This is a genomic window from Trichocoleus sp. ST-U1, from assembly GCF_039961835.1.
Lineage (GTDB): Bacteria > Cyanobacteriota > Cyanobacteriia > Cyanobacteriales > FACHB-T130 > FACHB-T130.
This window is the reverse complement of sequence record NZ_JAMPJZ010000025.1, coordinates 50,437-69,203: the sequence shown is the minus strand read 5'-3', so window position 1 is coordinate 69,203 and position 18,767 is coordinate 50,437. Positions and strand designations below refer to the sequence as shown.

At 48.1% G+C, this 18,767-nt stretch carries 14 protein-coding genes; 8 read left to right on the top strand and 6 right to left on the bottom strand.

Annotation, left to right across the window (positions count from 1 at the left end):
- From NDA06_RS11825 to NDA06_RS11800, 6 genes are all read left to right on the top strand, one after another.
- On the top strand, positions 1-635 hold a 635-nt coding region (locus NDA06_RS11825; protein WP_348251731.1), incomplete at its 5' end, for an asparagine synthase C-terminal domain-containing protein.
- A gap of 98 nt (positions 636-733) precedes the next feature.
- Entirely contained in the window at positions 734-2,164 is a 1,431-nt protein-coding gene (locus NDA06_RS11820) for a hypothetical protein (RefSeq protein ID WP_190986617.1), read from the top strand.
- Between the two features lie 365 nt (positions 2,165-2,529).
- On the top strand, positions 2,530-2,715 hold the full coding sequence (locus NDA06_RS11815; RefSeq protein ID WP_190430300.1) for a hypothetical protein: 186 nt from the start codon (positions 2,530-2,532) through the stop codon (positions 2,713-2,715).
- Between the two features lie 70 nt (positions 2,716-2,785).
- Positions 2,786-4,090, top strand: coding sequence for a nucleotide sugar dehydrogenase (locus NDA06_RS11810; RefSeq protein WP_190986619.1), 1,305 nt, complete (start codon positions 2,786-2,788; stop codon positions 4,088-4,090).
- 240 nt (positions 4,091-4,330) lie between these two features.
- Positions 4,331-5,509 (top strand): glycosyltransferase family 4 protein, encoded by a 1,179-nt coding sequence (locus tag NDA06_RS11805; protein WP_190416086.1) that lies wholly within the window; start codon positions 4,331-4,333, stop codon positions 5,507-5,509.
- 262 nt (positions 5,510-5,771) lie between these two features.
- Entirely contained in the window at positions 5,772-5,945 is a 174-nt protein-coding gene (locus NDA06_RS11800; RefSeq protein WP_190416085.1) for a hypothetical protein, read from the top strand.
- A gap of 53 nt (positions 5,946-5,998) precedes the next feature.
- Here NDA06_RS11800 and NDA06_RS11795 read toward each other — a convergent pair whose 3' ends face one another.
- From NDA06_RS11795 to NDA06_RS11785, 3 genes are all read right to left on the bottom strand, one after another.
- Positions 5,999-7,045, bottom strand: coding sequence for a fatty acid desaturase (locus tag NDA06_RS11795; protein ID WP_190986620.1), 1,047 nt, complete (start codon positions 7,043-7,045; stop codon positions 5,999-6,001).
- Positions 7,046-7,248: 203 nt separating this feature from the next.
- Positions 7,249-7,512: a hypothetical protein gene (locus tag NDA06_RS11790; RefSeq protein ID WP_190416083.1), complete on the bottom strand. Its 264-nt coding sequence runs from the start codon at positions 7,510-7,512 to the stop codon at positions 7,249-7,251.
- A gap of 258 nt (positions 7,513-7,770) precedes the next feature.
- Entirely contained in the window at positions 7,771-8,727 is a 957-nt protein-coding gene (locus NDA06_RS11785) for an aldo/keto reductase (protein ID WP_190986621.1), read from the bottom strand.
- A gap of 114 nt (positions 8,728-8,841) precedes the next feature.
- On the opposite strand from NDA06_RS11785, the gene NDA06_RS11780 reads away from it, so the two are divergent.
- A complete protein-coding gene (locus NDA06_RS11780; protein WP_190986622.1) occupies positions 8,842-10,290 on the top strand; it encodes a BCD family MFS transporter in 1,449 nt (482 codons plus the stop codon).
- Positions 10,291-10,363: 73 nt separating this feature from the next.
- Complete coding sequence (locus tag NDA06_RS11775) at positions 10,364-11,170, top strand: inositol monophosphatase family protein (protein ID WP_190986623.1); 807 nt, start codon at positions 10,364-10,366, stop codon at positions 11,168-11,170.
- Positions 11,171-11,365: 195 nt separating this feature from the next.
- Here the strand turns inward: NDA06_RS11775 and ggt are convergent, their stop codons facing one another.
- The 3 genes from ggt to NDA06_RS11760 form a co-directional block, all read right to left on the bottom strand.
- Positions 11,366-13,111, bottom strand: a complete 1,746-nt coding sequence (ggt, locus tag NDA06_RS11770; RefSeq protein ID WP_348251730.1) for a gamma-glutamyltransferase — start codon at positions 13,109-13,111, stop codon at positions 11,366-11,368.
- Positions 13,112-13,218: 107 nt separating this feature from the next.
- On the bottom strand, positions 13,219-18,459 hold the full coding sequence (locus tag NDA06_RS11765; protein WP_190986625.1) for a PAS domain S-box protein: 5,241 nt from the start codon (positions 18,457-18,459) through the stop codon (positions 13,219-13,221).
- Positions 18,453-18,644, bottom strand: coding sequence for a hypothetical protein (locus tag NDA06_RS11760; protein WP_190986626.1), 192 nt, complete (start codon positions 18,642-18,644; stop codon positions 18,453-18,455). The genes NDA06_RS11765 and NDA06_RS11760 overlap by 7 nt, the downstream gene beginning before the upstream one ends.
- Positions 18,645-18,767 lie beyond the last annotated feature (123 nt).

Below are 18,767 nucleotides of genomic sequence, written 5' to 3'. Positions count from 1 at the left end.
TACAGCATCCGAACCCAGGCGACAAAATCCACAAGCTAGCTGAAATTTTGGCAATGCCGAACCCTGAAGCCATCTACAGGAGTTTTCTTTCCCACTGGAAAAACCCAGAAGTTTTGGTAATAGGTAGCCGCGAACCACCGACAGTATTGAGCGATCGCCAACAATGGGCGAACCTACCATCATTTATGCAGCGAATGATGTATCTCGATACTGTCACCTATCTTCCGGACGATATTCTTGTCAAGGTAGACAGGGCTAGTATGGGAGTGGCTTTAGAAGCTCGCGTGCCGCTGTTAGAGCGCCACCTTGTCGAGTTTGCCCTGCGCCTGCCACTTTCCATGAAAATCAACAAGAGCGGGGGGAAGTGGCTGTTACGAGAAATATTGTGTAAATATGTACCTCGTAACTTGATTGAGCGTCCTAAAATGGGTTTTGGCGTTCCGATAGATCGCTGGTTGCGGGGTTCTTTACGAGACTGGGCGGAGGAATTGCTTTCTACAGAGCGATTGCAGCGGGAGGGCTATTTCAATCCTCAACCCATTCGTCAGAAATGGAAGGAGCATATTGTGGGCGATCGCAACTGGCAACACTATCTTTGGGATGTCCTCATGTTCCAAGCCTGGTTAGATGCTTGACACTCTTTATCTCCATTCATTATCAAAAATTGATAGATGTCAAGTCAGTAATTGCTCCAGTTTCTCTGCTACCAAAAATCAACTATTGGAGGTTATAAATGTCTAATCTAGTTAGACCACTCCGCAAAATTCTGTTATTGGAAATAAATGAAGTTCCGTGGCAGCTTATCGATAGATTCAAAACTGACCCACGCTTTCCTCATATCAGAAAGTTTTTTGACAACGCCAAAACCTATACTACGTTAGCAGTTGATAGCGGTGAACTTTCCCCTTGGGTTACTTGGCCTTCATTTTATCGGGGTATGAGTAATCAAGAGCATGGAATCAAAAATTTAGGGCAAGATCCCCGTACTTTCAAAGGTAAACCACTCTGGGAGGACTTTCGCGAACTTGGTCTGAGTATTGGTATCTGTGGTTCTTTACAAAGTTGGCCTCCTAGCGATCCCGGTGAGGGTGGCTTCTACATTCCCGATACTTTTGCTCGCGACGAGAGGTGTATTCCCAGATATATTGAGCCTTTCCAAAAATTTAACCTGGGGCAAGTTGCCAAAAACGGTCGTGCCATCAAAAAAGATGGAGTAATTTCTAAAGATTTATCAGGTTTATTAGCCTCTCTACCTAAACTTGGTATTTCCAGGAGTACCATCATACAAATCGCCAAGCAGCTTTGTATGGAATGGATTGACCCACCACGTGTTGCACGTCGATCAACTTTCCAGACTATCCTTTTATGGGATATATTCAAATCTCTCTATAACGCCCATAACCCACCCGCATTTTCTACATTTTTTACGAATCATGTGGCTAGTGTAATGCACCGCTACTGGCACCATATTTTTCCTGAAGAATTTGGCGATCGCTACCTCACTCAACCCAAGATCCATGCGGCTACCATGATTTTCGCTCTTGAAGTACTTGACAAAATATTGGCTGATGCCATGCAATTGTGCAAAGTAAATCCAGAAATAACTTTAGTCTTTGCCACCAGTATGGGGCAAGCCGCAATTCATCGGGATGAATATCAAGGGTTTTCATCGGCAATTTCAGATATCCCCAAATTTATGGGTGTATTTGGCTTACAAAAAACAGATTACAAGCAACTTCTGGCAATGGTGCCGCAGATTGCTGTAGAAATTCCCGACCCAGAAGTAAGATACCATCTCATTCAAAAGTTGAATAACTGTTACTCTATGAGTGGGAAGCCACTATTCAAGGTTGAAGAAATCACTAGTAGCCTTAGTATTACTATTAGAACGCCTCCTGCTATAGACATTAAATTAAAAAAATTTATTTATAAGAATAAAAATGGAGAAAGTATTGATTTAAGTTGGGAATCAGCAGGCATTACAATGCATCAAGTCGAGGCGGGCACAGCCTACCATATACCAGAAGGTATAATGGCGGTATTCGGTTGTGGAATTGTACCACAGGACTCACGACAAGGAATTAAGGCTTCATCGTGTAAATCTCTACTACTTAAACTTGCCTTTGAAACTACTGACGTAAAAAGTGCGTATACCCTCTTATGAAGCAGGAGCATTGCTTGAAAGCTACAACAAATGATTGATTATAATCTATAGGTATCAAGCTGAATACGCCAAGTAAGGTGTATATCAAAGGTACTGTAGTTTGGTATTAGAACGGCTAGCAAATTAAAATATTTCAAAACGTGGAATAGAAATTAGTTGGTAATACTAGGATGGGATAAATGGTGTAGGAATGAAACATTTTCTAAAAGATTTCTGAGTCGCTAATATAAATTGTTAGCTTTGTAGTTATGGAATTTGCTAAGTGCGTGCCACTGACAATTAAAATTAAAAAAAGTTAGGGTACATAACTTTTGCCGCAAGTTTTATGTAAGTATATGCCTCGGAACTTGATTGAGGAAACCAAAATGGGCTTTGGTATCTCGATTAAATGCCGGTTGCCAGAGTTCTGTGTGCCACTGGTGAGAAGCATTGCTTTGAGAACAGCGATCGCAGCATTAGGGTTGTTTCAATCCTCAACCCATTGGTCAGAAACAGAAGAAGCATCTATCGGGCGATCGCAAGCTGGCAATATTGTCTATGGGCTGTCCTAATGTTCCAGGCATGGTTAGATGACTAAAGGCAGACCGACCCGGTTCTAAACATCAAAGAGAAGCAAGTATCATGAGCGATCGCAAAGCGTTTAGGCAAACAAATCGCATTGCCGTCATCGGTCTTGGTTATGTTGGTTTACCTGTTGCCTTGGCGTTTGCCAAAAAGTTCCCCGGCACAATTGGCTTTGATAGTAATGTTGAGAAAGTCAATATCCTCATGCAGGGCATCGATCCTGCGCGTCAAGTCAGCAATGATGACTTAAAAACCTCCAATCTCCAGATATCCACCGCGATCGCCAACCTCGCCGAAGCAAATTTTTTTGTAGTCGCCGTACCAACGCCAATCGATCGCAACCACCGACCGGACTTAACCTGCCTGATCCAAGCTTCTGAAACAATTGGCAAAGTGCTACAACCAGGAGCAGTAATCGTATACGAATCCACTGTGTATCCGGGAGTAACAGAAGATATTTGTGGGCCGGTCTTAGCAAAGGTATCAGGCTTACAGCAAGGTATAGATTTTAAGCTAGGTTACTCACCAGAGCGGATCAATCCTGGCGATCGCGTTCACACCCTAGAAAACCTGGTCAAAGTCGTAGCTGGGGAGGATGCCGAAACCCTGGAACGGGTTGCCAATGTCTACGGCAGCATCATTGACGCAGGCGTTTACCGCGCCCCTTCCATCAAAATAGCCGAGGCAGCCAAAGTCATCGAGAACACTCAACGAGACTTGAACATTGCCTTGATGAACGAGTTAGCCTTAATTTGCGATCGCCTAGGCATCCGTACCTGGGATGTTTTGGCAACAGCCAAAACCAAATGGAATTTTTTGCCCTTCACACCTGGACTCGTCGGGGGTCATTGCATTGGGGTCGATCCTTATTACCTGACGACTAAAGCAGAAGAGCTGGGGTATCATCCTCAAGTCATCCTAGCCGGTCGCCGTATCAACGACAGCATGGGTACATACCTAGGACAGCGCCTAGTCAAGCTTTTAGTTCAGGCTAATCTGCCCATCAAAGGGTCGCGAATTGGGATTCTAGGGCTAACGTTTAAGGAAAATGTGCCAGACCTTCGCAATAGCCGAGTGCCAGATATTGTGGCAGAGCTGCAACAATTTGGTGTAGAGCCACTCGTACATGACCCCTTGGTCGATCCCGATGAAGCACAGCGCTACTACAACATTGACCTTGTCCCTTGGCAAGCCTTATCCGATCTGGAGGGACTGATCCTTGCAGTCAGTCATCAAGTCTACCTAGACATGCCCAGCGCTCAACTACTCACTTGTCTGCGCTCAGGTGGAGTATTAATGGATGTCAAATCGGTTCTTGACCCTGCTACATTACCATCCACTATCCATTATTGGAGTCTTTAGAGTATATCTGTAAGGCGCTAATTATCTTGTAGTGGCGAAGCATTCAACTGGGAATGAATCGATAGAACCCTGTTTTTCCCTAAGATTGTTAGCTCTCAAGAGAGCCACTACCAAGACCAGATATAAGCTGGGCGAATTGACTTATAGACAACCTTATTAGTATTGGTTTCACTATCAAGTTTATATATTTCCATACCTGCATATAAACTAATTGATAAAACTAGGGTGAGATTAAGTTGTGTGGAAAACAAAAATCGCCTGAAAATTTTGCTAGTTGCTAATACGGGCTGGTATCTTTATAACTTCCGTCTGCCTCTAGCTAGATTTTTGCGTCTTCAGGGAATCGAAGTCGTTTTAGTTTCCCCTTGGGATGCCTACGTCGAAAGGCTGGAAGCAGAAGGGTTTCGTTGGATTCAACTGCGGCTGAGTCGGCGGAGTATCAACCCTCTAGTAGAACTCTTAACCATTGCTCACTTAACATACATTTACCTTCGTGAGAAGCCCTCCGCTGTCCATCACTTTACAATTAAATGCGTTCTGTACGGAACGATTGGTGCAAAGCTCAGTAGAACGAGAGCAGTTGTGAATGCTGTAACCGGCTTGGGCTACATCTTTATTAGCACCGAGTGGAAGGCTCGTATTTTACAACCTATTATCCGGTTTCTGTATCGGCAGATATTGACTGCTCGTAGAGTGAGGGTTGTGTTCCAGAATATGGATGATCTGCAAGCTTTTGCAGACCGAAAGTTGATCGTTCCGGACCGGACGGTACTAATCAGAAGCTCTGGTGTTGACTTGAAGCGCTTTTCACCACGTCCTAGTCACCCTGATGCTCCACCTGCTCCGGTTGTGTTGTTCGCCGCTAGGCTGCTAGTTGATAAGGGTCTGATTGAATACGTTGAAGCTGCCCGCATCCTCAAAACAAAAGGAGTCTGCGCGACCTTTCAAATAGCAGGTGTCCCAGACACCGGAAATCCATCTTCAATTTCTGAGACGACCTTGGAGCAGTGGCGCAGGGAAGGAGCGGTTGACCTTCTAGGGTATGTAGAGAAGATGGAAAACCCGATCGCCCTATCAACCGTTGTTGTGCTTCCTTCCTACCGGGAAGGTGTGCCTCGGATTTTACTAGAAGCAGCTGCGATGGGGAAACCACTGGTAGCAACGGATGTCCCTGGCTGTCGAGAGGTGGTTATTCCTGGCGAAAATGGCTTTCTGGTTCCAGTTAAAAATGCTCGGCTGCTGGCTAATGCCATTGAGGTACTCCTGAAAGATCCAGATCTGTGCAAAGCAATGGGGGACGCCGGGAGAGAGAAGGTGTTACGTGAATTTGATGACCAGGATGTGGTAAGAAGGACGGTAAAAGTCTACGAAGTAATAGGAGTAAGACTATCAAGCGACATGGCAGCAACTGAGCAATAGCGATTAATTTCTAATTCTTGGAGTTGGTTGAGCAGTGGTTGGTAACGGTAGCCTCACTCACCCGCAGCAAAGGCAAACTGATGAAGATGTTTCATCCCCAGCGCAAAAGATACCATTTTTGTGTTTAGCTAGTTCTGCCTTTATCTTGCTATTAATCGAGATTATTCCTGTGGGAATAGGGATTACTTTCTATCTAAGCACCCTTGCCCCAAGCTATAAACGCTAGGTGGAGAACCAAACTAGGAAAAGTTTATTGCTCAAGTTGTCCAAATTATCTGTTACTGCAAATTTGGGTTTTCCAGGCACGCCGCCTAACCAAACTCGTGAAATTTTTCGTGCAGATGAAATTCCGGAGTGGTGGGTACATCTCGACCGGCGTGCAGTTGATCCGTCACCTAAAAATACCCTTTTGCCAAAAAAAACACCCCATTCCTAAAAAGTCAAGGGTGCTTGAAAGAGTGTATACCTGATTATTTTGGAGCTGCTAGCCTATCGCCCAAAGTGGTAGTCCTCAAAAGACTGGTAGTAAGAGTCTTCGGGATTGTACAGGTGACATTCATCTGTAATCTGCTTCATCAAAGACCAAGAGAAGCGACATTCACGAATTGAGTCTCCCCACTTTTCTTGGATACTGCGATGAGCTAGTCGCAAGTTATAGGAAGGAATTGCGGTAGAAATATGGTGGGGAATGTGAACGTTGATGTCGTGGCAGAGAAATTCCACCCAGCGTGGATAATCGCAATGGACGGTTCCAAAGAGTTGCGCTTGAGCTTGATTCCACTCGTCGGCGGGGGTGAAGGGAATTTCCGGCGCTGTATGGTGAACTAAGGTAAAGGTACTCATCCAGAAGTGGTACACCAGCCAGGGTAGAAGCCAAAATTTGACAAACCCCCAGATGCCGAGTGTGGTAATTAATAAGGGGAAGGCTACACTGGCAAATCCCAACACGACTAGCGCCGATAATTTCACTTTCTGGCGGTCTTTACCTTTAAATTGCCACCAACTAAAATGCATAGCACCCCAGTGGACAATCGAAGCCACCCACCAAAATCGACCCCGCAGTAAGCGATAGCCCCACTGTCCCAAGCTTCCTAAACTGTTATAAAACTCTGGTTGAAAGGGTTCCCAAGCGTTGTCTTCATTCAGTTTATTGGTGTGAGCATGATGGTAATTGTGCAGAATCCGCCAACTGTGGAAAGGATAAATTAGCGGCAGCATGAATAAATGCCCCACGAGATCGTTCACCCAGCGCCGATTGGCAAAGGAGCGGTGTCCGCAGTCATGACCAATCACAAAAAAACCAGTCAACCCTGTGCCGATAAAAATCCAGAGGGGAGGTAAAAGAAACCAGGGAGCGATCGCTAAACCCCAGTAGCCCAAGCCAACCATTAAAACGTTAATCAGCGCTGTGAGCCAAGCTTTGCGGCGATTCTTGGTAAAAACCTCACGCGGTAGACTTCTCAAAATGTCTCTTAGGTGCAGGCTGTCAGTGGTTGCATCCGAGTTCGGGATCGTTGCTGGGATGGTCGATGTCATGCAGAGATTAAAGTTCTCGTGGTTTTCGTTGAGTGCAGTGCGTTTATACGCGCACAAAAATACTGCCCGATACAGATTTGTGGCAGGCAGTATTTTTGATCGGCGAATGATTTATAACTTCGGGCAAACGAAGCTAGCACCGAAGAGTTGCCGATAGAGTTACAAACAGCATTTCTAGGGATAAAAGCCTCTTCCTACGAACCTTACGGGTTAGCGGTGCTGGGTGTCGCCGCCATCTCGCGATCCGATGCTAACCGCTGCTGTTTGATTGTTTGCAGCTGTTGCAAGAGAATTTCAACTTCCGCCTGCAAATGCAGGAACTTAACTTGCTGGTCGGCTTGATAGACAGCTTTGGTCACAGGCTTCAGATGCTTTTCACCAGTTGGGGCTGTCAAAAGATTGCTCAGCGGCTCGGAATTGCCAACAGAGTCTTGCGGACGGGTCAGTGTAGATGAACGAGTGGACATCAGCTAAACAGATATTTCTGTGTACTCACACCATCCAGTAATTTTAGCCTGAAGTGGTAACTAAGTTAAATTTTATGTGTCGCTTTTCTAATTGGCTAAAAAAATGCTGTGTTCTGTAGAAGTTAGGTCGGTACTGCTACCTTTGTCGCTCTGGCGGATGCAGGCTGCGCCTACGGGTCGAATACGGCTCGCGTCGTTCCTTCAATAATGGACACAATCGAGGCACCGCCTCGATTGCGAACCAAATTTAAAATCGGTTTAATTTTGCCAAGGACGACTCACCTGTTCCAATTGGGCAACTTCCTCGCTGCTCAATTCCCAACCGAGCGCCCCGGCATTCTGCCGCGCCTGTTCGGCTGTCTTTGCGCCTGGAATCGCAATCACATCGTTCTGAGCGATTAACCAATTGAGGGCAACCTGAGCGGGGGTTTTTTGATACTTTTCCCCTAACTGACTCAGCAAGGATGTCACTGGGGAGATTTTCTCTAAGCCGCTGCGGCTGAAGCGAGAGTCAAATCTGCGGGCACCCGTCGGTTCCTGGTACTTCTCAACGGTGTACTTACCAGTGAGTAACCCTTGTGCAAGAGGGCTGTAAGCCAGGATTGTCACCCCCAGTTGACGCGCTGTGTCTAGAATGCCGTTGGTTTCGATTTGTCGAGTTAGCAGAGAATAGCGTACTTGGTTCACCGCTAAAGGCACACCCCTGGCTGCCAGCAGTTGGTGGGCTTCTTTCATTTGTTCGGCTGAATAATTGCTGACGCCGACTGTCGCAATTCTGCCTCGCTTCACCTCATCGGCTAGAGCATTCATCAGCGTCTCTTGACTCATCAAAAAGGTAAAAGGCCAATGCACCTGATAGAGGGCGACTTGCTCAACCCGCAGACGTTTTAAACTTTCTGTTAAAGCATCTGAGACCGATTGAGCCGTGAATCGCCAAGGGGCAGGGCCGTATTTAGTAGCAATTTGGGCAGGACATCCAGTTTCTTGCATGAACTTTCCCAAAAGTGACTCTGACTCTCCGAACCCATAAATCTCAGCAGTATCAAAAAAGGTAATGCCGGAATTTAGCGTGGCTTCAAAGGCTTCTCGTAGTTGGGCTTCCCCGTAATCGCTGCCATAATTCCAAAACAGCTTGTCCCCCCAAGCCCAAGTGCCGATACCGAGTTGGGTGACTGTGGGACCATCGCGTCCTAAAGTAATCGTTTGTAGGCTCAAAATTTCTACTCTTTACAAAACTTTATATTTTTCAGTTTAACGTCGCAGACAGTCGCAGATGAGTATGGTGAAATGAAAACAGCAAAAGATGCTTTCATTTGCTTTTAAAAAAAGATGGCAACAGGTGATATATCAAATTTGCAACCAGAAGACTCGAAACCCCGCGAGTCATTTCCTCCCAAGGTGAATTTATTCACCATGTTCCGACTCGGCTTATTTCAGATGGGATTGGGGATGATGTCCGTTTTGGCGCTGGGCATCCTCAACAGAGTCATGATTGGGGAGTTAGCAATTCCTGCCACAATTGCAGCGGGTGCCTTGGCGATGCACCAGTTTGTTGCCCCAGTGCGAGTGTGGTTTGGGCAAATGTCGGATGCAAAGCCGATATTGGGGTATCACCGCACGGGTTATGTGTGGATAGGTGCAACACTGTTTGCGATCGCATCCTTCCTCGCCGTACAAGTTATGTGGCGTCTGGGCAATGTGGTGCAAGCTGCTGGGGGTTGGTCGTGGACAACCCAAACCTACGGCTGGACTGGTTTGCTGGCACTTGTGTTCGTGTTTTATGGCGTGGCGCTGAGTATGAGTTCGACTCCCTTTGCCGCGATGTTGGTGGATGTTTCCGATGAAGATAATCGTTCTAAACTCGTCGGGATTGTCTGGTCTATGTTGATGGTGGGAATTGTTATCGGGGCAATTCTCGGCAGCAGTTTGCTCAAGCAAGTCGGCACAGACGCACCCCTATCAGCATTGCAAGCCTCGATCGACCGCTTGTTTATGATTGTACCGGCGACCGTGGTGGGTCTGGCATTGCTGGCGACGGTGGGCGTCGAGAAAAAATATTCCCGCTATACCTCTCGTTCCACTTTAGTCGAGCGAGAAGATAGCATTACCTTGGGTAAGGCATTGCGAGTGTTAACCGCTAACCGGCAAACGGGAATCTTTTTCACGTTTTTGCTGGTGATGACGATTAGTTTATTTATGCAGGAAGCAGTCTTAGAACCTTATGGAGGCGAGGTTTTCCGAATGCAAGTTTCGGAAACAACCAGACTGAATGCCTATTGGGGATTGGGAACCCTGATTGGAATTAGCAGCACTGGCTTTTTAATTGTGCCTCGCCTAGGCAAGCAAAAAACAGCTAAGCTAGGCTGTCTGTTAGTAGCGGCTTGTTTTGTCTTGATTATCCTGTCAGGATTTAGCCAAAATCAAAAGTTATTGCAGGGTGCGTTATTCTTGTTTGGTCTTGCCTCTGGTGTCACAACCACCGGCGCGATTAGCTTAATGCTGGATCTGACAGCAGCGGAAACGGCAGGTACGTTTATCGGTGCTTGGGGATTGGCGCAGGCAATGGCACGGGCACTAGCAACCGTGACAGGGGGTGCTGTTTTGGATGTGGGGAGAAAGCTATTTACTAGCCCCGTACTCTCCTATGGATTGGTATTTGCACTGCAAGCCGTGGGAATGGTGCTAGCGGTTTGGTTCCTCAGTCGAGTAAATGTGGCAGAATTTCGCACAGATGCCAAAAATGCGATCGCAACTGTCCTGGAAGGTGAATTAGACTAACGAATTGCGAATAGATCATCGCTAATGGTGAATTGTATTGCCATTAGCCATCAACCCCGAACCACGAACGCAGATGACAGATTTTTGGGAGAAGGTTCTCAGCTTTGCACAAGAGACGACTGTTAGACTCGGTGAGCAACTGCTGCAAGATTTTGGACAGATCCAGGCAGAACATAAAGCAGATGGGAGTTTGGTAACGCAGGCAGATAAGTGGGCTGATCGAGAAATTCGAGAAGCGATCGCGCGCACATTCCCCAGCCACGATGTTTTGAGTGAAGAGGCAGAACATACCTTTTTCGGTTCCGAATGGTGCTGGGTCATCGATCCGGTTGATGGCACCACCAATTTTACGCGGGGAATCCCGATCTGGGGAATTTCAATGGGGTTGCTGTATCAAGGCACTCCGGTATTCGGGTACGTGTATTTTCCCCCCACCAGACAATCTTTTCACGGCTTTTGGCATGGTGAAGGCGGTGACAATGGTGCTTTTTTAAATAATCGTCCCATTCACACTAGCCCAGACGATCCTAGTAATAGTCACTTTTTCTGCGTGTGTGCCAGAAGTACCTCTATCTTGCAGAAACCTTTCCCCTGCAAAATCCGGATGCTGGGCGTCACTACCTACAATTTCCTGGCAGTTGCTTCCGGTACCAGCTTGGGTGGTGTTGAATCTACCCCCAAAGTTTGGGATATTGCAGCAGTCTGGGCAATTTTGCAGGCGGCGGGTGGGGTTTGGATACCGCTAAATTCAAAACCCGTGTTTCCTTTGCAAAAAGGAGTAAATTATGGCAGTATTTCTTTCCCGACTTTAGTCGTGAGTCGTCCCGAACTCGTCTCAACTTTTCAACCTTTAGTGCAATTTTTGGGCAATAACAATTGACACTCCCGCTCTTTAAGGAAAGCTTCTCACATCTAGCTGAGGGCGGTTGAAATCAATCCTCTTCCCTGAGCCCTCTTCCCTGACTCCTCAGCCCTCACTCTTTTTCTCTCAGCCCTCACTCTTTTTCTCTCAGCCCTCAGTCCTCAGTCCTCAGTCCTCAGTCCTCAGTCCTCAGCCCTCAGTCCTCAGTCCTCTCTAATAACCGCTTGGGGCACCTTCGCCGCGAGGATCGGCAGCGCCTTCTAATAAGCCTTCAGGGGTCACGACGATCGCGTTCGCATTTCCCCAAGGCGATCGCTCTTCGATTTTGTGCCCTCGACGGCTCAGTTCTGCAAGCGTGGCGGCGTCTAAGCCGTAAGGTTCCACGTTGAGCTTGTCCGGAAGCCATTGATGATGGATGCGGGGGGCTGAAACGGCGGCACCGGCATCCCTGCCGTATTCTAGGACGTTGAGGACAACTTGCATCACGGTAGTAATGATCGTGCTACCCCCAGGGGCACCGACAGCCATCCGCAGCTTGCCATTTTCAGTGACGATCGTTGGGGTCATACTGGAGAGGGGAATTTTACCCGGAGCGATCGCATTCGCTTCACCGCCCACTAATCCAAAAACGTTGGGAACTCCCGGCGCAGCGGCAAAATCGTCCATCTCGTCATTTAGCAGAATCCCCGTTCCCGGCACCACCACACCCGATCCAAAGCCGTAGTTAATCGTAAACGTGAGGCTGACAGTATTGCGCTCCTCATCGACTACCGTTAAATGAGACGTATCTTGGGATTCCTTGGGATTGGCAAAGCCCTGTAGCGTCTCCTGATTCCCTGCCTTTACCTCAGTGGAAGATCGCGCCCGTTCCAAACTAATTTCCTGGCGTCTTTTAGCGGCGTATGCCGGATTAATCAAGGCATTAACCGGAACTTTCACAAAATCCGGATCGCCCAAATGTACAGCCCGATCCGCATAAGCAATCCGCATTGCTTCCACCATCAAATGCAGGGAGTCTGGGTGGTGCCATCCTTTGGATTTTAAGTCAGTTTCCCCAATAATATTTAAGATTTGCAGCAGGTGAACGCCTCCCGACGAAGGCGGCGGCATCGAGCAAATCCGAGCAGCGCGGAAATTGCCGCAGACGGGGGCACGCCAAGTCGTTTTGTAAGATTTTAAATCTTCAAGGGAAATCAAACCCCCATTTTTTGCCATATCGCTCGCGATCGCGCGGGCAATGTCGCCAGTATAAAAGTCTTGAGGATTGAGGGCGATCGCTTGTAAGGTTTTGGCTAAATCTTTTTGTACCAGTTTCTCTCCCGGTGCAAACAAAGTGCCGTTCGGCGCAAAAATTTGTCGGGCTGCGGGATTATTGAGAATGGCATCCTTGCGGTTTCCAGCAACTTGGGCAAAACGCGAGGTAGGGTTGATCGTAGAGCCTTCGTTGGCAAAACGAATCGCCGGTGCGATCGTTTCTTTCCAGGGAAGTTTGCCATACTGGCGATGGAGTTCGTACAGTCCCGCCACCGTTCCGGGCACTGCTACTGACAAATATCCATTGACACTGGCATTGGGACGCACTTTCCCCGCTGCATCCAGGTACATATCCCGCGTTGCCTTCAGGGGGGCGCGTTCGCGAAAGTCAAGCGCCTTGATTTCGCCAGTTTTCTCCAAGCGCACCAGCGCAAAACCCCCGCCGCCGATCCCAGCCGAAAAAGGCTCGACAACGGAAATGGCAAAAGCAGTTGCCACGGCTGCATCGACTGCATTGCCTCCCTTGCGTAACATAGTCAACCCCGCGTCACTCGCCAGTCGGTGAGCCGAGACAACCATCCCCCGTTTGCTTCGGACGGGCTGTACAAATGCTGCGGGTGCTTTGTCGCACCAAGACACGGAGACAGAGACAAGAACTGTCACCAGTGCCAGGGAAAAACGCTTAGACCTTAGAGAAATAGGCATTATTGTGGCGCAACAGAGCGATCGCTTTTGCCACTAAAGATATCACTTACCACTCGCGATGATTGTTTTTTTTCTTGAACCAATCCCTTTTCCTGACCCAGCACCATTCAAGATTGGGTGCGTCCGGTGAGGTTAGCGATCGCTGTCGCTATCTCCACGGGGTTGACTGGCTTAGAAATGTGTACCTGGAAACCTGCTTGGAGCGCCTTTGTACGGTCTTCAGCTCTGGCGTAGGCAGTCAGCGCTACAGCCGGAATTGTTCTACCTTTTATATCCAGCGCCCTGACTTGACGAATCAGGTCGTAGCCATCTTCTTCCGGCATCCCAATATCGCTCACCAAGATATCCGGCTGCAAGCGGTGGAGGGCTTCCAGTGCTTCGCGGGCACTCGTCACAGCGGTGACTTGGGCGTGGTATTGCTCCAAGATGGCAGTTAGCACTTCGCGGGCGTCGGGTTCATCATCCACAATTAGCACTCGCAAGCCATCCAGCGTTACGGCACAGGAAGCGAAGTCGGCGGAGGAAGGAGGAAGGTGAGAATCTAATTCATCTTTCCGGTTTTCTGCTTCCTCCCTCCGGAGCGGTAAATTCACAATAAAGGTTGCGCCTAAGCCAATTCCGGGGCTTTGGGCGCGGACGGTTCCCCCTTGCAATTCTACGAGGTGGCGCACGATCGCAAGTCCAAGTCCGAGTCCGCCATGCGATCGCGTCGTTGTACCATCGGCTTGACGGAAGCGTTCAAATACATAAGGGAGAAAGTCGGCACTAATCCCTTGTCCCGTGTCAGTTACTCTGATTTCGGCATAGTTGGGAATCGGGAATGGTTCGTTCCCATTCCCCCTGCCTACAGAAAGTTGTACCTCGATCCGCCCTCCCTTGGGGGTGAACTTGACGGCGTTAGAAAGCAGATTCCAGACGACTTGCTGCAAACGAGCGGAATCGCCCAAAATGAGTCCGACTGAGCGATCGCATCTAGAGTCAATTTGAATGTTTTTCGCTGCTGCTGCGGGTAGCACCGTATCGATAGCCGCCTCAATCACGGGTACAAGTTCGATGGGACGCACATTTAGGCGCAACTTGCCGGTAATAATCCGCGAGACATCTAGGACATCCTCAATCAATTGAGACAGTGCCCTGGTATTGCGGTCGATGGTTTCCAGGGCGCGGGCGGCAGTGGCGGCGTCAAATTTCCGGGTACGCAGGAGTTGAGTCCATCCCAGCATGGCGTTGAGAGGCGTTCGCAGTTCGTGGGAAAGGGTCGCTAAAAACTCATCTTTGGTGCGGTTTGCTTCTTGGGCTTCCCGGTAAAGGCGTGCATTCTCAACCGCGACGGAAGCCATCTGTGCCAGTTGGACGAAGATGGCTTCATCTTGTTCGGTGAAGTCACCCTCGTATTTATCCGACAGTTGAATCAAACCGATATTTTTCCCGTTGTGTCCCGTCAGGGGTGCAGCTAGCCAGCCTCGGATCGGTAGATTATCAACAGTTTTGTCAAATTCTTTCCAAGCCGGATGTGCCTCTAGCTGGGCTTGCGTCATCCGCATCGAGCGGTTCCTTTGGCAGACAAGCGAGTAGATGCTCGTCGTCACATCAATTTTTTCAGGGGATTCGCGCCTGGGTGCATATTTGTCCGACACAGAGATGGCGTTGAGAGACTGCGCCCAGTCTTGATTAAAACTTAGTTTGGCGTGTGACTGGTGGGCACCGATGATCGTACGCGCTTGGTCAGCGATCGCTTGCAACCGCTCATCAATCGAGAGTGTAGAGTTGATGGCTAAAGCAGCATCCGCCAAGCCTCGAAGTTGGGTCGCCCGTTGTTGTTCGTTGAGCAAAAGTTGATTGCGTTCTTGCTCTAACTGCTTGCGATCGCTAATATCGGCAACAATGGACATACAGCTAAGATTTCCCTGAGCGTCACGCACCGGACACGCCCAGACACTGATATCAACCAGTGAACCGTCCTTCTTTCGGCGACGTGTTTCTATAGCTGTTAATGTTCCGCCTTGCTCGATAGCATCAAGTTGTGCTATAAACTCGTCTCGTTTATCTTCTAGGATGCTAGGAAGAAAACAGCCGACTACCTCTTGTTCGCTCCAGCCGAAGATCCGCTCATCTGCTGGATTCCACAGTTTTACCGTTCCATCATCAATACTGAGAACTGTAATCCCCAGGGGACAAGCTTGAATCAGGCTGTCAAGAGTTTGGTTTGTTGCTTGCAGCGCTTCCTCAGCTCGCTTCCGTTCGCTGATGTCTTCAACCATGCCCAATCCATAGCAGGGGTTCCCTTCTCGATCGTAAATTGCCGTAGCTGTAAGATTAATCCATAAAATTTCCCCATTTTTCTTGATATAACGTTTTTCTACTTGATAGCGAGTTAGTTCACCTGTGAATAATTGCTCTGTATAGCGCCAATCTTTTTCAACATCTTCGGGGTGGGTAATCTCTGTAAAGGTCAATTGACTGAGTTCTTGCTCTGGGTATCCCAACATCTCACAGTAGGTTTTATTCATTTTGACCAAGCGACCGTTTATGTCAACCACGGAGATGCCAATGGGTGCCTCTTCAAAAAATTTCCGGAATCGTTCTTCGCTTTCTCGAAGTGCTTCCTCGGCTCGGACGCGCTCTGTAATATCTTCGTGTACCAAAACCACTTCGCGAATATTTCCGGTTTCATCTTTGACGGGATAGATGAAAGCCTGCGTCCAGCGTTCTTGCTTGTGGAAATCTCCTAGCTCCGAAACATAGTAGATGATGGGTGGCATGGCTGTCGCCTCGCCAGCAAATGCCTTTTGAATGTATGGCATGATGCCTTTAGCGACTAATTGCTCATCCTGCAACAGGTTGTATTCCGAAAGTTGGTCAAGCGTGATTCCCCAAAGTTTCTCCCAAGCCTGGTTGACCTGAAGAATCCGACCGTCGAGAGCCATAATTTGCGTACTCAACGGGGACTGATCCACCAAAGCTCGGAAGCGAGCTTCTGATACTCGCAATTCCTGCTCAGCGCGTTTGCGTAGCGTAGCGTGCCGCAGGCTTTCGCTTAAGTCAATCGCAAAACCCACTCCGATTTTGTTCGCTCCGCCCAGATAGCCTGTCCCCACTAGGACGGGAACCCTGGTGCCGTCTTTGCGGATGTATTCTTTCTCGAAAGGCGTATGGGTGCCTGTCTGCTGCATCGCCTCCATCGCCTGCAAATCTAAATGCCGATATTCTGGCGGCGTCATTTCCGCCCAGTTCGCTTTTCCGGATAGCACTTCCTCCTGTGTATAACCGACGATGTTACAAAAGACATCGTTTGCTTCCAGGATATTGCCAGAAAAGTCCGCAATGATGACCCCGATGATATTTGACTCAATCAAGCGTCTCGCCCGTGCTTCACTTTCTCGCAGAGCCTCTTCAGCTTGCTTGCGCTGGGTGATGTCGCGGGAAATGACCACGATCCCCTTGATGCTTTTATCCTGATTGTGCAGGGGGGCGACGATATATTCGTAGTGTTGCAAGCCGCTAGCACCTAAGAACTCGTTCTCATTTCTGATCGGTTCTCCGGTAGAGATGACTTCTTCTCTGTGAGCATCAAATCGGCTCATAATTTCTTCTGGCAAGCCGATATCTCGCCAAGTTTTGCCTACCAGCTCGCTTGGCTGGAATCCCACCACTTGGGCACCGCCAGCGCTTACATATTGGTAGCGGCCTTCACGATCGAAGATGTAAATGTGATCGACAGATGCCGAAAGAATTGCATCCAGCGTACTGGCTTGTTCTTGAAGCTCGTTTGCAAGTTGCCGAGATTTTTCTTCCGCTTGTTTGCGTAGCGTAGCGTGCCGCAGGCTTTCGCTAATGTCCTGTTGAGTTCCCCACGCTCGTACTAAAAAACCATTTTCCACAATTCCTACGAGGTTATTTAAGAAATATTTGGGATTTCCTTCTTTATCCACCTCATAGGATTCTGCATCGCTGAGCCGGTAGCCAGACTGAATAAACGCCCGCAAATATTCAATATTATGTGGCTCGGAGGGAATTAAAAAATCTTCTAATCTTACCCCAATAATTTCTTCTACACTACTAAACCCATACATTTGAGCCATGACCCGATTGCATTCAGCTAAGTATCCATGTTGGTAAAAACGCTGAATCTGCTCATCTTCTGTCACTTCTATGGGAATCGGTTGCTCAAGTTCAAATCGCCAAATTCCTTCTGAACTCCGCTCAATAAAAGCGCGGTAGCGTTCTTCGCTGTTCCGCAACAAGGCTTCAGCTTGCTTGCGCTCAGTAATATCTCGAATAATACTTAAAACTATTTTTTTATTGCCAATTACTAGGCTTTGGGCACTCACTTCTACCGGAAAGGAACTCCCGTCTTTGCGGTAGTGAATGGTTTCAAACAAAATTCCTTCTTTGTCTGCTTGTTCAATTTGCTGAGCGATTAAATCCCGAGTTTGTGGCGCTCGTAAATCGTTAATCTTCAGGGAAATCAACTCTGACTTAGAGTAACCATAAGCCTTAACAGCAGCTTGGTTTGCTTCAATAATTTGACCATCAAGCTGAATATATAAAACAATGTCACGACTGTGTTGAGAAAGAAGTTGATATCGTTTTAATTCTTCCTCAGCGGCTTTGCGCTCGGTGACATCAGTTAACATCGCGATCGCTTTCGGCATCGCTTCACCTTTCGCGTCGCTGACACCGCCTTCATGAAAAATAAGATTTGTGGAGACAATTGCCCAAAGCGTCGAACCGTCTTTGCGGCGGTAACGGAAGTCAAACTGCTCGTTGATACCCTGTTTTCCTCGCTCCAAAGATTGCTCTAACTGAATGCGAGCCTCTTCATCCATGAAGTCAAAAATTGGACGACCGAGCATCTCTTCTACACCGTAACCGAACATCTCGGCTAACCGTTGATTGACGTACTCTATTCGCATTTGGGCATCCAATAACCAGATGCCCTCGTTAGCCGTCTCGACGATGCTACGATACCGCTCCTCGCTGGCTCGTACTTTTAATATGTTCTTCTCGGATCGATGCTTGGCAGCTTTTAATTCCGCGCTGAGCCAACTAATAAATAATGCCACCAACCCAAACACCGCCACTCGCAGGATGTCCCCTCCACCAAACAAAACTGAATGGAACGGCGGGATAAAAAAATAAGAAATCGTTAAAGTAGACAAAACAGTAGCTAACAGTCCCGGTTTCGAGCCGCCGTACCAGGAACTCAACATCACGGCAGCAAAAAAAAGTGGGGAAATGTGCGGCTGAATGTGCGGCAATAACCACAGCGTCAGTACCCCAGCGCTAGCAACGGCGAGTACAGCAACACCGTAGCGCCGTAATCGAGGGTTGATTTTTTTTAACATATTCTGTTCTCCTGGCGGGTTCGGCATTTGGAGCGCTTCGCACTAATGCCAACACCGATTCTTAATGTAAAAAATGAAAAACGAATCTCCCGCACCAGCGCGATCGCGTTGCGCTGACTTGTCAGTTCGCTGGTTCGCACATCTACCCTAGTGGCTCCTCGATCCGTATCATAGCCAGATGTCAAGGTCTAGCGCCTCTATATTGCAAAATACTGATGATGCCAGTGTTAAACACAAAAATCGGCTCCAATTACGCTGTTGCACAAGATTGCACCATACTGTAACAATTTTGTGAGGTTGGGTTGTAA

What these genes read in the sequence shown, in the direction of transcription:
- NDA06_RS11790 (WP_190416083.1), bottom strand. Translation starts at nt 7,512, where the DNA reads ATGTCCACTCGTTCATCTACACTGACCCGTCCGCAAGACTCTGTTGGC.
- NDA06_RS11820 (WP_190986617.1), top strand. Translation starts at nt 734, where the DNA reads ATGTCTAATCTAGTTAGACCACTCCGCAAAATTCTGTTATTGGAAATA.
- NDA06_RS11795 (WP_190986620.1), bottom strand. Translation starts at nt 7,045, where the DNA reads ATGACATCGACCATCCCAGCAACGATCCCGAACTCGGATGCAACCACT.
- NDA06_RS11765 (WP_190986625.1), bottom strand. Translation starts at nt 18,459, where the DNA reads ATGTTAAAAAAAATCAACCCTCGATTACGGCGCTACGGTGTTGCTGTA.
- NDA06_RS11810 (WP_190986619.1), top strand. Translation starts at nt 2,786, where the DNA reads ATGAGCGATCGCAAAGCGTTTAGGCAAACAAATCGCATTGCCGTCATC.
- ggt (WP_348251730.1), bottom strand. Translation starts at nt 13,111, where the DNA reads ATGCCTATTTCTCTAAGGTCTAAGCGTTTTTCCCTGGCACTGGTGACA.
- NDA06_RS11780 (WP_190986622.1), top strand. Translation starts at nt 8,842, where the DNA reads ATGGCAACAGGTGATATATCAAATTTGCAACCAGAAGACTCGAAACCC.
- NDA06_RS11775 (WP_190986623.1), top strand. Translation starts at nt 10,364, where the DNA reads ATGACAGATTTTTGGGAGAAGGTTCTCAGCTTTGCACAAGAGACGACT.
- NDA06_RS11815 (WP_190430300.1), top strand. Translation starts at nt 2,530, where the DNA reads ATGGGCTTTGGTATCTCGATTAAATGCCGGTTGCCAGAGTTCTGTGTG.